This window comes from Streptomyces rubrogriseus (assembly GCF_027947575.1).
Classification (GTDB): Bacteria; Actinomycetota; Actinomycetes; order Streptomycetales; family Streptomycetaceae; genus Streptomyces; species Streptomyces rubrogriseus.
The window spans coordinates 3,302,510-3,317,545 of the sequence record NZ_CP116256.1; the positions used below are offsets into that span (position 1 = coordinate 3,302,510).

The following is a 15,036-nucleotide window of genomic DNA, read 5'->3' on the forward strand; positions in this document are numbered from 1 at the left end:
TGACGAGTGGTCGAAATCCCCCAACAGTGGCTTATCGCGTCGAGGTGTCACAACCACTGCGCGCCACGTTCGAGACCATCGGCTTCGACGGAGTGTCCGGCCCGATCCGGAACTCGGCGCAGGAGCACTTCGGTCTGCAGCCCGAGCCGTTCGGTGTGCTTGTGGTACGTGAGGCGACTGGCATCTGGCGAACCGACGGGCGGCCGAGGGCCACCCGTGGTTTTCGGCCTTCCTGGCGAAGGCGACGAGACGACGCCGGATGACGGGCAGACGAAGAGTCATGGTGGACACACAACTTCGGCACAGGGAACGGACTCAGCAGGAATCCCGTGCGCGAGGAACCATGGCGATCTGGCGGTGGGCCAGGTGGGCGGCACTCCTCCTCGCCGTCGGCTGGGCGCTGAACTCGGTCGTCAAGCTGGTCGAGGGTGCGCAGGGACGCGAGCTGTGGTGGCCGTTGCTCAGTACCGTCATCTGGGCAGTGGTGACCGCGCACGGTTTCGCGACCTACCGTCGGATCAGGACCAGGACGCTGCCGGCCCTCAGCCGCCGGACAGCGGCCTGACCACTGCCCGGCACACGGCCGAGTCATGACTCAGGGGCGGGACCGCGCGCAGGTCTGTCCTCCGGTGCCCCACCGAGCTTCCGGGAACATGTCCCGACGCGCCGGTCGCTCGTCGGACGCGGTACTGAGCAACGCGCACCCGCGTTCAGCGGGGTCACGACCAGGATCTCGTCCGAGGAATCCCAGACACGTCGTTCGCCTTGCCGGAAGCGAGACGTACGTCGACCGCCCGGCGCGCATCGTGCGCATCGTGCGCTCGGTACCCGGCCGCATACTCCCCACGTCTGAGGGCTGATGCCACCACGGTGGCGACGGACGCCACCGGACCGGGATGCGCGTAGTGCGAGGCCGGGCGCAGGGCCAGTGCCAGGCTGACGAGCGAGAAGACTCCCTCGCCGAGGGGCGTGCCGCCCTGGGACAGGGTCATGTGCTGCGTGGTCGTACCGGTGTCGTCCTGGCTGAGGCCGGACTACACCGGTGACGCCGCGTCCTGGGTGTTCGGCTACTGGAACCGCTGACCGCCCCTCATACGCAGCATTCGTCGCAGTCGCAGTCGCAGTCGCAGTCGCAGTGGCAGTCGCAGCCGCGGCCGGCCCGGGGCGGGACTAGCGCTGCCCTTCGGCCCACTCGTCGAAGTGGGTCTCCGCGATGCGGGCGTCGGCGCCGGGGAGCAGATCCGACTCCTGGAGGGCCGCACCCCAGTAGAGACCGTTCGGGTCCGTCACGACCGTACGGGTGTCCGCCCGCACGGCGAGGCCCTTGCGGATGAAGTCCTCCAGCCGGAACACGTCGGGGCCCGCGACCTCGACCGTGCCGTTGACGGGTGAACCGACGGCCGTGCGGCCCACAGCCGCGGCCACGTCGCCCGAGAAGATGGGCTGGATCTTGATGGGGGCGACGGTCACGGTGTCACCCTCCGTCGCCGAGTCCGCCAGGGTCTTCGCGAACTCGAAGAACTGCGTGGCGTGCACGATCGAGTACGGAATCCCGGAGCCCTTGATCATCTCCTCCTGGGCCTGCTTGGCCTGGAAGTAGCCGCTCGCCTGAAGCCGGTCGGTCCCCACGACGGAGAGCGCCACGTGGTGGGCGACACCGGCCTCCGCCTCGGCCTTCAGGAGGTTGGTCGTCGACACGCGGAAGAACTCCTTGACCGCGTCGTCCGCGAACGACGGAGAGTTCGATACGTCGACGACGACCGAGGTTCCTCGCAGCACCTCCGCCAGGCCCTCGCCGGTCATCGTGTTGACGCCGGTGTTCGGGGAGGCCGGGACCGCCTCGTGCCCGTGCTCGCCGAGCCTGGCGACGACCTGCGAGCCGATGAGCCCGGTGCCGCCGATTACCACAACCTTCATCGGAACGCCTTTCGGAGGGTTCTCTCGGAGCGGCGCCCACGGCCGCGACCGAGCTTTATTCACCTAACCAATGACCGAACAGAGGCGCCACCTGTGACAGAGAGGACGAGGCAGGGAGGGGCGGGGTGCTTCCCCACAGCGACTCCTTCAACCTCCATGTGCGGGTTCCTCCACCGGGGAATGACTGCGGAATGACTGTCGACCCGCTCAGGTGGTCCGATCGCCTCCGGCGGCGGCGTAGGTTCGGCCGTGAAGTACCACGACGTCTGAACGAGGCCCTTGTTCGGCTGCTCGTCTCGGGAAGGAAACGTGGAAGTGAAGTGTGCCAAGAGGGATGAGGATGACAACACTGGGGACGAGTGGGGCCGTGTGCATACCTCCGTGTCACCCCATGGGCCACCCGCCGGACCCCACGGCCGGCCCGAGGACACCTTCGCCCGGCAGCGGCCGCGACTGCTCGGAATCGCGTACGGCATGCTCGGGAGCATCACGCAGGCCGAGGGCGTCGTGCGTCATGTCCGGCTGCGCTGGCAGGCCACCGACCACGCGCTGGTGGCCGATCCGCAGGCCTACCTGACCAGAGCCACCACCCGGTTGTCGATCAGACTCGCGCAGTCCGTGCGGTCGCGGCGCGAGTCCTACATCGGCCCCTGGCTGCCCGAGCCCCTGGACACCGGTGATGCCGCGGGGACCGGCGCCGTGCACTCGGAGTCGGTCGAGTTCGGTGTCCTGCTCATGCTGGAGCGGCTGGACCTCGCGGAACGAGCGGCCCTCGTGCTGCGGGACGGGCTGGCCTCCCCCTACCCCGAGATCGCCGCCGTCCTCGGCGTCGACGAGACCCGTGCCCGGCACCTGGTGCACACTGCGCGACAGCACCTCGCCACGGATCGCGGCGCGGATCCGGAACGCCGCGAGGACACCGCCGGCCGGCCGCGCGAGGACGACGACGCCGAGGACTACGAGGCCGCATGACCGGGCCGACGTCTTCTTCGTCCCCTCGGCGCGACCGCCGAGGGGACGAAGGCGTCGGCGCGGTCCTCCCGTGCGAGGGTGCGCGGCACGGTGAACGGGTCCGTCCGGGGGCCCGGCATCACCGATCCACACTGCTGTGACATGGTGTGTGGAAATATGAGTAGGGAGAGGGTGTTCGTCCATGGGCGGAGAATTCGCGGAACCGGAGCCCCAGATGGTTCTGTCCCCGCTGACCAGTGCGGCGATCTTCCTCGTCGTCACGATCGACAGCGGCGGGGAGGACACCGTCCGGGACCTGCTGTCGGACGTCGCCTCGCTGGAACGGGCCGTCGGGTTCCGCGCGCAGCCCGACGGCAGGCTGAGCTGTGTCACCGGCATCGGTTCCGAGGCCTGGGACCGCCTGTTCTCAGGGGCGCGTCCAGCCCTGCTGCACCCCTTCCGGGAACTGGACGGGCCGGTGCACCGGGCAGTCGCCACCCCCGGCGACCTGCTCTTCCACATCAGGGCCGCACGGCTGGACCTGTGCTTCGCACTCGCCACGGAGATCATGGGCCGTCTGCGCGGGGCGGTCACCCCTCAGGACGAGGTGCACGGCTTCAAGTACTTCGACGAACGCGACATGCTCGGTTTCGTCGACGGCACGGAGAACCCGACGGGAGCCGCAGCACGCAGGGCCGTCCTCGTCGGTGACGAGGATCCGGCCTTCGCGGGCGGGAGCTACGTCGTCGTGCAGAAGTACCTGCACGACCTCGACGCGTGGGAGGGGCTCTCCGTCGAGGCCCAGGAGCGGGCGATCGGCCGCCGCAAGACGACCGACGTGGAGCTGTCCGACGACGTCAAGCCCGCCGACTCGCACGTCGCTCTCACCAGCGTCACCGGTCCGGACGGCAGCGATCTGGAGATCCTGCGGGACAACATGCCCTTCGGATCGGTGGGCCGCGAGGAGTTCGGCACGTACTTCATCGGGTACGCCCGTACCCCCGAGGTGACGGAGACGATGCTGGAGCGGATGTTCCTGGGCACCGCGTCGGCACCGCACGACCGCATCCTGGACTTCTCCACCGCCGTCACCGGCTCACTGTTCTTCACACCGGCGGCGGACTTCCTGGAGGACCTTCCCGCTCGGCCCTGAGCACCGAGCGGCGCGGCGTGCCGCGGACGCCGTGACCAGGCGTACCCAGCCGCCGGTGAGCGCCGGCAAGGCCGGGCCCGGCACTTCGGTCCGGGAGCAGGAGTGCGTTCCAGGTCCGCCAGAACATGGTGTGCACGCATGTGACAGTGGGTCAAGCCAACGTGAACTTGGCCATTCGTTGTCGGGACTGCCGTGGTTTTCCCCTAACATTGGTTCCCCGATGGGTCGTTCGTGTGCCGATCGGGTGGATTCCGCCTGTCCGACGGGCAGTTCCGCCGACGGGCTGTCGATTCCGGACCTCTCCCACCTGGCCGGTGCGTCGAGCGCCGGGCCATCGAATCGAGTTCAGGAAGGCGGGGCGTCATGGCGACACCCGACGGAGGGCAGGGCGGTTTCAGGGGCTCGGACGGTGTCCTGTACAAAACGACACCCGAGGATCTGAAGGCCAAGGCCCTGGACATCCGCACGACCGAACAGATCGTGCAGGCGGAACTCGACGCCCTCAAGAGCTACGTGGTCGCGATGGAGGCGAACTGGCAGGGCGTCGCCTCGAACACCTTCCAGGAACTGATGAGGGAGTGGGACGTGTACGCGGCACAGCTCCAGAACGCGTTGCTCGCCATCGCGGGCGGCCTGGACTCCAGCGCCGACAACTACCTCGGCTCCGAGCACTCGAACCTGGCGAACCTCAACAACGTGTCACTTCCGAAGGCCAACCTGTCCTGATGCCGGCCTGCGTCCGCACGTCCGCTCGCTGCTCACACCCTCCGAGGAAGGAATCGCGATGCCCGATATCGAAAGTGTGCCGATCTACGTCGGCCAGGGCCTGGAGACCGCCGGCCAGGACATCAACGCCGCGGCCCAGCACATCATGGGCGAACTGCACGCCCTGAAGAGCCGGATCCAGTCGCTGATCGACACATGGAACGCGCAGTCGGCGACCGACTACCAACTGCGCATGCACGAGTGGGACATGGCCGCGGTGGGCCTCTTCGGCAGCGAGGAGGACGACGGTGTGCTCGGCGAGATCGCCCACGTCATGCGGGTGAACTGGGGCAACTACGTCGGTGCCGAGGAGGCCAACATCAGGACCTGGAACTCGGTGCACTGACCCCCGCCCCTCGACAGGCCCGCTACGTGTGACAAGGAAGACATCCAGTGGAGAATGAACGCTGTCACGTGACCGTGGTGGGCGCACGGCGGCGGGTCGATCTCGCGGTGCCCGCGGACGCGGCGATCGCCGAGTACACCCCGACCCTGCTCACGCTCGTGGGGCAGGTGGAGCTGGACGAGACGTTCCCCCCGGTGTGGTCGCTGGCCCTGCCCGGCGCCCCGCCCCTCGCACCCGAAGCCTCGCTGCGGGAGGCGGGCGTGGCGGACGGCGCCACGCTCTACCTGCGGGACGTGGCCGCGGGCGAGTTCGACGAACCCGTGGTCACCGACCTGGAGGAGTCCGTCGAGAGCACCCGCGACGGTGTCACCGCCTGGGGCCGACGGGTCCGCGCCTGCACCACGCTGGTCCTGGCCGTGCTGGGCCTCGTCGCGGCCTTCGTGGTACTGGCGCGGTCGGGTTCCGCGGACTCCTACCGTCCCGGCACCGGGGTCGGCGCTATGGTCGTGGCGTTCGCGCTGGCCCTGCTGGCCTGGCACTCCACCCGACAGGGCTGGTCGCTGCCACTGGGCCTGAGGCTGATCATGGCGTGCGCGGCCGTACCCCTGCTCGCCACGTCCGCGGCCTGCCTGCCGGTGGCGAGCGCGAGCCTTGCCGGCCTGCTCCTGGCCCTGAGCGTGGGTGCCTTGGTCGGAGCCCTCGCCGCGCTGCTGGCGGTCCGTCACGTCACGACGCTGATGGCCGTGGCGATCACCGGCATCACCCTGGTGCTGACCGCCGCCCTCACCCTTGGCCGTACCTCGCTGCTGGAGTCGGCGGCCGTGGTGTCCGCCACCACCATGGGCGTGCTCGCCGCCGCACCCAAGGCGGCCGGGCACTTCGCGGTGCTGGCGGGTCCGCGGGCGGGCGGCACGGACCTCTACGCCGACGAGGCGGACGTCCTGCGGCTGGTGAAGCGGGGGCAGCGCGTGCTCATCGGCACGAACGTCCTCGGCTCGGCCGTCGCAGCCGCGTGCCTGGTGGTCCTGGGCGCGGCGGACCACGCCTTCGCGGTCGCGCTCACCGCCTGCCTCGGCCTCGCGCTGATCCTGCGGGCGGGGCGGCTGACGATGGCGCCCGCCGTCGTCCCGATGGTGGCCGCCGGGACCCTCGGCCTGGCCGTGGCACTGGTCCGGGCCCCGGGCAACTTCGGGGCACCGCCGTGGACCGGGCCGGTCACCCTGCTGGGCGCGGCCGTGCTGGCGCTGGCGTTCGGCCTCGGCCGCGCGTTCCGCGCCGACGCGGACGAGGAGCGGCCGACCTGGATCGACACACTCGCCGGGCTCTTCCTGCTGGCCTCCGTACCGGTCGCGGTGGGCGTCTTCGGTGTCTACACCTCGCTGCTGCAGTCGGGGCAGACGCCGTGAGGGGCCCGGAGGCCGAGGCGGTGCGGCGGTGAGACGCAACGCCGTCAGGGTGGCGGACCGGGGCTGGGGCACGCATCGCACCGTCACCGCCGCCGTTCGCGCGGCCGACGAGGGCGCGGTGATCCACGTCCAGCCCGGGGACTATCGCGAATCGGTGGTGCTGGACCGCGACATCACCCTGATCGCCGAGAAGGGTCCGGGCACGGTGCGCGTCGTCGCCGTCCACGGACCCGCGATCACGGTGCGGGGCGGAACCTGCGAGCTGCGCGACCTCACGGTCGAGGGCACCAACGACCGCGAGCCCGCCGTGTTCGTCAGCGGCGGCCGGGCCGTCCTCGACCACTGCGCCGTCTCCGGCGGGCGCGTCGAGATCGGCCGCGGCAGCGCCGAACTGCGCACCTGCACCGTCGAGAACGCCGAGGACTCGGGTGTCCTCGTCACCGGCACGGCCCAAGTCGTGGCGGAGGACTGCGTGATCCGCTCCACGGCGGGGCACGGGCTGACGCTCAGTGATGCCGCCCGCGCGGAGGTACGGCGCACCACGGTCGAACGCGTCACCGGCTGCGGCATCGTGCTGACCGGCGAGTCGCAGGGCACCTTCGACGCCTGCACGGTCCGGCACGTCGGCGACGCCGGCCTGCTGGCTCAGACCCGGTCGCGCCCGCTCCTGCGGGACTGCCGGCTGCACGACATCGGGACGCAAGGCGTACGCGCCGCCGACGGCGCCGTCGCCGCGGCCGTCACCCCCGCCGCCGACGAGGGGGAGAACGCCGCAGCGGCAGAGCGCGGGGCGCCCCGCACCAGGCTGGAGACGTGCGAGATCTTCCGCACCGGCAGCGAGGGCGTCCTGGCGGGCGACGCGTCCCGGCTCCGGATGGACGACTGCCAGATACGGGAGACCGGGGGCGCCGGCGTCATCGCCGCGGGCACCGGACGCGTCGAGATGGACCACGTCCGCGTCGTCGACGTACCCGGCAGCGGCCTGGCCGTCGTGGAGGACGCGGAACTACGGGTGCGCGGCGGCACGGTGGCCCGGACCGGGGCCAACGGCGTGCACGCCACCGACCGGTGCACCGTACGGCTCACCGAGTGCGAGATCTCCACCACGGCCTACACGGCACTGCACATCGCCGGCAACGTCCGCGCCGAACTGCGCTCCTGCACCGTCCGCGACAGCGCCCAGCACGCCGTGCGTGTCGAGGGGGCGGCCGACCTCACCGCCGAGGACACGCGTATCGAACGAGCCCGGATGACGGGCGTGGACGTCAAGGACGCCGACGCCGTACTGCGCGGACTCGTCGTCGCCGACACGGAGACCGGCATCCGGCTGGACAGCCGGCACCGGCCGCTGCTGGCCGACTGCGAGGTGCTGCGGCCCGCCAGGACCGGCGTCGAGATCGCGGCGGGCACCGGCGCCCTGCTGGTGGGCGGCCGGATCGAGGGATCGGGATCGGCCGGCGTCTTCCTCGACGAGCGCAGTGAGGCATGGATCGAGGACCTCACCATCTCGGACACCCAGGGCAGTGGCCTGGTGATCTGGGCCGATGCCCGGCCCCGCGTCCGCTCGGTCACGATCGCGGGCACCACCAAGAACGGTGTGTACGCGGGCGACGGGTCCGGGGGCCTGCTGGAGGACTGCACGATCTCCGCCACCGGCTATCCGGCGGTGTACGTGGGGTCCAGGGCGGCCCCCCTCCTGCGCCGCTGCCTGGTGCGGGACACGGACGAGGACCTGTCCCAGGCCGACGACGCGGCGGCCCGCTTCGAGCAGTGCCGCACCAGCGGTGTCACGGCCTCCACCCTGCCCACGGCGGACGCGGGAGAGGCCGCCGGACCGGCCCTCGTGGCGGGCACCGCGGGCATACCCCCGACCGGCCCCGGCGCGGCGGTCACCGTCCGGGAAGGGACGGGCGAGGACCGGCTGCCGGAGCTGCTGGCCGAACTGGACGACCTGGTGGGCCTGGAGAGCGTCAAGCGCGAGGTGGAGTCCATGGCCAAGCTGATGCAGCTGGTCAAGCGGCGTCAGGAGGCGGGTCTGCAGCCGCCGCCGCTGAGCCGCCACCTGGTCTTCGCGGGGAACCCGGGCACGGGGAAGACGACCGTGGCGCGACTCTACGGCCGGCTGCTGGCCGCTCTCGGACTGCTGACCGACGGGCACCTGGTGGAGGCCGACCGCGGCGCCCTGGTGGGGGAGTACGTCGGCCACACCGCTCCCCGGACCACCGCCGTCTTCAAGCGGGCGCTGGGCGGCGTGCTGTTCATCGACGAGGCCTACTCCCTGGTGCCGGCCGGGCAGAGCACGGACTTCGGGCAGGAGGCGATCTCCACCCTGGTGAAGCTGATGGAGGACCACCGCGACGACGTGGTGGTGATCGCGGCCGGATACCCGCAGGACATGGAGCGCCTCATCGACTCCAACCCCGGCCTGGCCTCGCGCTTCACCCGGACCCTGCGCTTCGACGACTACTCGTCCCAGGACCTCGTGAGGATCGTGGAGCACCAGGCGGCGCTGCACGAGTACCGGATCGGCGACGACACCGCCGCGGCGCTGCTGGACCACTTCGGCTCGATCGCCCGGACCGAGCGCTTCGGCAACGGACGCACCGCCCGCCAGGTCTTCCAGCAGATGACCGAACAGCACGCCATGCGGGTGGCCGACCTGTCCGCCCCGGACGCCGACGACCTCACGGTGCTGCTGCCGGTCGACGTCCCCGCGGTGGTGTCCTGATGGCGGGCCGTGGCGTGTCCGCCCGACACACCGGTGCCGGGCGGCACACCGTGTGCTGCTCAGCTCGTCACGGGACCCGGAGGCTCCGGGAAGCGCGAGGCGCGGTCGAGACGGGAGTAGGACTGGCCGGAGCTGTTGATGAGCGCGACGTAGTTGCCCAGCAGCGCGAGGGCGTTGGCCTGCAGGGCCAGTGCCTTCTGCATGGCCGGGTTGATGTGGGCGGCGAACTCCTCACCGATCTCGGCGACGATGCGGGCGTCGTTGTCGTTGGTCTCCTGCACCGTCGGGCTCCAGCCGGTGCCTCCGGGTGTCGTGGGGCCGTACGAGCCCGAGGAGATGGCCGGCTTCGGCTTGGCCAGCGCCCAGAACTGCGAGTGCACGGCGGTGTCGACCCTGGCCCGCAGGGTCTCGTAGTTGCCGACCGCGTTGCGCCCCTGGGCCAGCAGGGTGGTCTCGGTCGCCCGGACGGTGGTCGCGTCGAACAGGATCGGGCCGCTGTCGGCCACTTCGGTCGCCGATTCGCCGCCCGACCCGCCGCTCGGGTCCTGGTTGAAGCTGGGCGGTGTCTCCCAGCCCACCGACATGCCGGGGACGAGGTGACCGAACTCCTTCCCCTTGTCCGGATCTTCGACGGCTCCGCCGCCCTCGCCGCCCGGGGCGGGTTCATTCTGGGGATCGGGCATTCTCTGCTCCCATGTGAGCTTCCGCCGGCGACAGACAGCCGGCGTTTCGGTCGGACGATGCCGACCCTCGCAATGTTGTCACACCGAACTCCGGCGGTGAAAGCGCCGGAGCCCAAGTCGGTAGGCCGCCCGGCTTCCGTGTGCCGTGGACGGCGGTCAAGGCTCAAGGAGTGTCAGTCATGTCAACACCGGCCGGAAACAACAGTGGTTCGGACGGCGAGGGGTCGGGCGGTCACGGCGGCGGGATGTCTCCGGAGGAGTTCCGGGTCGCGCTCGGTGAACTCAGGCGGGCGATCGGCGCCGTGCGCGGCGAGAGTGAGCACATCGCGGGACTGATCGGCCAGGTGGAGGCCCGATTCGAGGCGGCGCAGGCCCACTGGCAGAGCCCCGCGGCCTCGACCGCCGAGGTGATGACCAGTTGGTTCGCCAGGGCCTCGCACGATCTGGAGGAACTGCTGCGCGAGATGGCGCACCGCATGCAGACCGCCTACGACAACTACGCCTCCGCCGAGCAGGCCAACACCACCAACTCCGGAGGCTGACGATGCCCGAGAGCACGAACTACGACGCCGTCACGATAAAGATCGATCCGCCGGCACTCGGCACGGAGGGCACCACACTCGTGTCGCTCGCCGGCGAGATCGGTGAGTCGATCATGCGTGTGAACAACATCGCCGCCGGGCTGAGACTCGGCTGGGTCGCCCCGAGCGCCACGGAGGCCCAGGAGTTCGGCGACCGGTGGACGCGCGTGATGACCGAGATGTTCGGCCAGGAGGGCGGCCAACTCGGCGTCCTTCCCGCCATCGCCGGAGGAATACTCGGCGCGGCCGTGGGCTTCAGCCATCTGGAGAACGAACTGTGGTGGGCCTTCACCAACTTCTCCAACGAAATGGCTGTCCCGACCGGTGACGGCGGCGGGCCGTCGGACCACCTCGGACCCGAATTCCCCTTCACTCAGGACTTCCCGAACTAAATGACCAGGACAAGCTTCCACCGCCCGGCCAGGACGTTCCCGCCCTCGGTCCCGGAGCAGCAGGTATCGCTGGCCGCGCCTCCGCAGAAGGCCGCGCAGAACCAGGCGCAGACCTGGCTCTACATGCTGCTTCCGCTGCTCAGCAGCATCAGCATGGCCGCCTACATGGTCACCTTCGGGCGACCCTGGATGATCATGCTGGGCATCGGCTTCGTCGTCGTCTCCATCGGAGTGACGGTCGTCGTCAGGACCCAGACCAAGAACGCCGGCCGGCGCACCCAGTACCGGCAGCGCGACCGGTACGTCGAGTACCTCGGGGACATCCGGAACCAGGCCCGCGAGTCGGCGGCGGCGCAGCGCGCGGTCGGCGCCTTCGTCCACCCGAGCCCTCAGCGCCTGTGGGCGATCGCCACCACCGGACCGCGCCGGGTGTGGGAACGCAGGCCCGCCGACGCCGACTTCCTGAAGCTACGGCTCGGCATCGGCCGAGGCGCTCCCGCGATGCGCATCGCACTGAGCCGGCACAGCGACCCCACGACGGAACACGACCAGGACGCCCGCCGCCGGGCCGAGAAGCTGTCCCGCGACTTCGAGACGGTCGGACTCCAGCCCGCCTGGGTCGACCTCGCGGGCACCGGTGTCCTGAGCCTGCTCGGGCCCGAGGAGCGCACCGCCGAGCTGACCGGATCGCTGCTGCTGCAACTCGCCGTGCTGCACGCCCCCGACGACGTGCAGATCGCGGCCCTCGTCCGGGACGGGGGCCGCTCCTGGGCCTGGGCGAAGTGGCTGCCGCACGCCCGTCGGTCCGGCCGGGGTGAATCGGTCCCCATGATCGCGCTGAGCATGGACGGTCTCGCCGACATCCTCCAGTCCCACGTCGACCGGGTGCGTGAGGAGCGTGCCGAGCGGGCCGGCTCGCTCGGGATACGCCGCGAGGCCAGGACCGTACGGCATCTGGTGGTCGTCCTCGACGGCTTCCGGCCGGACGCGGACTGGGCCGGGCTGCCCCTGGTGTCCGACCTGCTGGCGGAGGCCGGCCCGGACAGCGGCCTGCACGTGGTGTGCGTGGTCGCCAAGGAGAGCGAGGAGCCCAGCCGGGTCGACGCCCGCGCCCGGGTGGACGCCGAGGGCGCTCTGACCCTGGAGACGCGTCACCCCGCGCTGGTCCAGACGGCCGAGGACGCGGTCGCCGACGTGTGCCCGCCGCCGCTCGGCGAGCAGACGGCCCGCGCGCTGGCCCCGCTGAGGCTGTCCGGCGAACAGGAACAGGTCCTCGCGCGAACCGTCGCCCTGCCCGAGATGCTGGGCGTGTCGGACCTCGGCGCGTTCGACCCCACCGCGCTGTGGCGCGAGCCCGACGACGAGGCGCTGCTGCGGCTGCCGATCGGCTTCACCGGCGACGGCTCCCCGCTGGTGCTGGACCTCAAGGAGTCCGCGCAGGGCGGCATCGGCCCGCACGGCCTGGTCGTCGGCGCCACCGGCTCCGGCAAGAGCGAACTGCTGCGCACGCTGGTGACGGGTCTGACCATGACCCACGCGCCCGAGCACCTCAGCTTCGTCCTGGTCGACTTCAAGGGCGGCGCCACCTTCGCCGGCGTGACCGAACTCCCGCACGTGGCAGGTCTGATCACCAACCTCGCCGACGACCTGGCCATGGTCGACCGGGTCCGCACCGCCCTCCAGGGCGAGCAGCAGCGCCGTCAGCGGATGCTGCGCGCGGCCGGCAACGTGGACTCGGTGCGCGAGTACCAGATCCTGCGGGCGAACGGCGGCACCGACGAGGACGGCAGGCCGCTGGAGCCGATGCCGTACCTGATGATCGTCGTCGACGAGTTCGGTGAACTCCTCACCCAGCGGCCCGACTTCATCGAACTGTTCGTGCAGATAGGACGAGTCGGCCGAAGCCTCGGCATGCACCTGCTGCTGGCCACCCAGCGGCTGGACGAGGGAAGGCTGCGCGGGCTGGAGTCGCATCTGTCGTACCGCGTGTGCCTGCGCACCTTCAGCGCCCAGGAGAGCCGGGCCGTGATCGGGACCACCGACGCCTACCGGCTGCCCTCGATCCCGGGCTCCGCCTACCTCAAGGTCGACGAGTCCGTCTACGAACGCTTCCGCGTCGCCCACATATCAGGTGTCCACGAGGAGGCCGACGCACACGTGACGCAGACCGGACCGCCCCCGGTGCCCGTCCCGTTCGGCCTGCGCACCGCCGAGGACGCCCAGGAGGAGGACGGCGACGAGGCCGAGCCCTCGGTCTCCCCGCCCCGCACGCTGCCGGGTCGGCGCACCGAGATGCAGGTCGTCGTCGAACAGGTGAAGGCGCACGGCAGCCCCGTGCACCAGGTGTGGCTGCCGCCCCTGCCCCCGGTGATCGAACTCGAATCGGTACTCGCCCCACTGGAGAGCGACGACGAGCGGGGACACCACTCCCTGCTGTGGCCCCAGGGCGGCGGACTCACCTTCCCGGTCGGCGTGGTGGACCTCCCGGCCCGTCAGGAACAGCGCGCCCTGCTCCTCGACCTGTCCGGCCAGCAGGGGCACCTCATCCTGGTCGGCGCACCCCAGTCCGGCAAGAGCACCCTGCTGCGCTCCCTCATGCTCAGCGCCATGCTCACCCACACCCCGGACGAACTCCAGTTCACGGGCATCGACTTCGGCGGTGGCAGTCTCATCGGTCTGGAGAACGCCCCCCACGTGTCGGGCATCACCACCCGGCACGACGAGGCACGCACCCGGCGCGCCCTCGCGGTGGTCCGCCGACTGGTCGACGAACGCGAACGGCTCTACCAGGAACTGCGCGTCGACTCCGCGGCGGACTTCCGCCGGCTCCGCGACGAGAAGGCCCTGCCCCCCGGGGTCAACGCCGCCGACGTCGTCCTCGTCGTGGACAACTGGAGCGCGTTGCGCGCCACCGTGGAGGAGGCCGAGGCGATCGTCCCCGACATCGCCGTACGCGGCCTCAACGTGGGCGTGCACCTGGTACTCACCGCCAACCGCTGGGCGGAGCTGCGGGCCAACCTGCGCGACACCATCACCGGACGCCTCGAGCTGCGGCTGGCCGAGCCCGCCGAGTCGGAGATCTCCCGGCCGCTGGCCAAGCAGTTGCGTGCCTTCGTCCCGGGGCGCGGCCTCGCGGCACCGGGCAGCTTCTTCCAGGCGGCGCTGCCCCGCCTGGACGGCGCCGCGTCCGTCGACAACCTGACCAAGGCACAGGAGACCGTGGTCGCGGATCTCGCCACGGCCTGGAAGGGCGCCGTGGCCCCGCCGTTGCGCGTGCTGGCCGACGTGGTGACGCCGAAGGACCTGGCGCAGGCCGTGGAAACCCTCCCCGGAGGTGCCGAGGCGCTGCCCGCGGGTGCCGTGCCGATCGGCATCGGGGAGTTCGACCTGGCCCCCGCGGTCATCGACCTGGAGACGCACGGGCCGCACTTCCTGGTCTACGGCGACCCCGGATCGGGCAAGACGTCGTTCCTCCGGTCCTGGATGCGGCAGACGGCCGCTCGCCGGTCGCCCTGGGACGTGCGGTTCATCGTCGTCGACTACCGGCGCGGACTGCTGGGCGCGGTGCCCGACGACTACATGGGGGCGGTCGCCGGCGACCCGGACACCGCCACCGCGTACCTCGGACAGGTGGTGGAGAAGCTGAAGGAGCGCATGCCGCCACCCGGCATCACCCCGCGCCGGCTCAAGGAACGCGACTGGTGGGCCGGCCCCGAGCTGTACCTGGTCGTGGACGACTACGACCTCGTCGCCCCCGCCGGGGCGGGCGGACGCGGGCCGCTGGCCGCGATCGGCGACTATGTGACCCAGGCCGCCGAGATCGGCTTCCACGTGGTGCTGGCCCGCCGCGGCGGCGGACTGTCCCGCTCCCTCTCCGACCCGGTCGGCGGACGCATCCGTGAACTGGGAGCCGACGGGCTGCTGCTGTCGGGCGACCCCCGCGAGGGGTCCGTCCTGCACGACCAGCGGGCCCGGCGCCTGCCACCCGGCCGCGGCCTCCTCGTCTCCCGCCGCACCGGTGCCGCCCTGCTGCAGACCGTCTACGACCCGGCCGACGACTAGCCGGTGCGCGGGGCCGACGGCTCCGCGCACCACCGAGACCGACACGCGAACC

The 15,036-nt window shown here is 71.2% G+C and carries 12 protein-coding genes; 10 read left to right on the forward strand and 2 right to left on the reverse strand.

From position 1 onward, the window contains the following. Nucleotides 1-343 precede the first annotated feature (343 nt). Nucleotides 344-565, forward strand: coding sequence for a hypothetical protein (locus Sru02f_RS15100; RefSeq protein WP_244941765.1), 222 nt, complete (start codon nucleotides 344-346; stop codon nucleotides 563-565). Nucleotides 566-1,170: 605 nt separating this feature from the next. Here Sru02f_RS15100 and Sru02f_RS15105 read toward each other — a convergent pair. Continuing rightward, nucleotides 1,171-1,917, reverse strand: a complete 747-nt coding sequence (locus Sru02f_RS15105; protein ID WP_164274266.1) for an SDR family oxidoreductase — start codon at nucleotides 1,915-1,917, stop codon at nucleotides 1,171-1,173. A gap of 381 nt (nucleotides 1,918-2,298) precedes the next feature. Here Sru02f_RS15105 and Sru02f_RS15110 point away from each other — a divergent pair, with 381 nt between their 5' ends. The 6 genes from Sru02f_RS15110 (at nucleotide 2,299) to Sru02f_RS15135 (ending at nucleotide 9,266) form a co-directional block, all read left to right on the forward strand. Further along, complete coding sequence (locus tag Sru02f_RS15110) at nucleotides 2,299-2,889, forward strand: sigma factor-like helix-turn-helix DNA-binding protein (protein ID WP_109031424.1); 591 nt, start codon at nucleotides 2,299-2,301, stop codon at nucleotides 2,887-2,889. 181 nt (nucleotides 2,890-3,070) lie between these two features. After that, entirely contained in the window at nucleotides 3,071-4,021 is a 951-nt protein-coding gene (locus Sru02f_RS15115; RefSeq protein WP_109030542.1) for a Dyp-type peroxidase, read from the forward strand. Nucleotides 4,022-4,384: 363 nt separating this feature from the next. Then, complete coding sequence (locus Sru02f_RS15120) at nucleotides 4,385-4,747, forward strand: WXG100 family type VII secretion target (protein WP_104630818.1); 363 nt, start codon at nucleotides 4,385-4,387, stop codon at nucleotides 4,745-4,747. Between the two features lie 58 nt (nucleotides 4,748-4,805). Then, nucleotides 4,806-5,132: a WXG100 family type VII secretion target gene (locus tag Sru02f_RS15125; RefSeq protein ID WP_109030543.1), complete on the forward strand. Its 327-nt coding sequence runs from the start codon at nucleotides 4,806-4,808 to the stop codon at nucleotides 5,130-5,132. A gap of 47 nt (nucleotides 5,133-5,179) precedes the next feature. Then, on the forward strand, nucleotides 5,180-6,538 hold the full coding sequence (gene eccD, locus Sru02f_RS15130; protein WP_109030544.1) for a type VII secretion integral membrane protein EccD: 1,359 nt from the start codon (nucleotides 5,180-5,182) through the stop codon (nucleotides 6,536-6,538). A 28-nt stretch (nucleotides 6,539-6,566) separates the two neighbouring features. After that, on the forward strand, nucleotides 6,567-9,266 hold the full coding sequence (locus Sru02f_RS15135) for a right-handed parallel beta-helix repeat-containing protein (protein WP_109030545.1): 2,700 nt from the start codon (nucleotides 6,567-6,569) through the stop codon (nucleotides 9,264-9,266). A gap of 59 nt (nucleotides 9,267-9,325) precedes the next feature. On the opposite strand, the gene Sru02f_RS15140 is transcribed toward Sru02f_RS15135, so the two are convergent. After that, nucleotides 9,326-9,949, reverse strand: a complete 624-nt coding sequence (locus tag Sru02f_RS15140) for a hypothetical protein (protein WP_109030546.1) — start codon at nucleotides 9,947-9,949, stop codon at nucleotides 9,326-9,328. 179 nt (nucleotides 9,950-10,128) lie between these two features. Between Sru02f_RS15140 and Sru02f_RS15145 the strand changes: the two genes are divergently transcribed. From Sru02f_RS15145 to eccCa, 3 genes are read left to right on the forward strand one after another with little or no spacing between them, the layout of a single operon-like run. After that, nucleotides 10,129-10,491 (forward strand): WXG100 family type VII secretion target, encoded by a 363-nt coding sequence (locus tag Sru02f_RS15145; RefSeq protein ID WP_109030547.1) that lies wholly within the window; start codon nucleotides 10,129-10,131, stop codon nucleotides 10,489-10,491. 2 nt (nucleotides 10,492-10,493) lie between these two features. Next, on the forward strand, nucleotides 10,494-10,922 hold the full coding sequence (locus Sru02f_RS15150) for a hypothetical protein (protein WP_109030548.1): 429 nt from the start codon (nucleotides 10,494-10,496) through the stop codon (nucleotides 10,920-10,922). Continuing rightward, complete coding sequence (eccCa, locus tag Sru02f_RS15155; RefSeq protein WP_109030549.1) at nucleotides 10,923-14,984, forward strand: type VII secretion protein EccCa; 4,062 nt, start codon at nucleotides 10,923-10,925, stop codon at nucleotides 14,982-14,984. Nucleotides 14,985-15,036 lie beyond the last annotated feature (52 nt).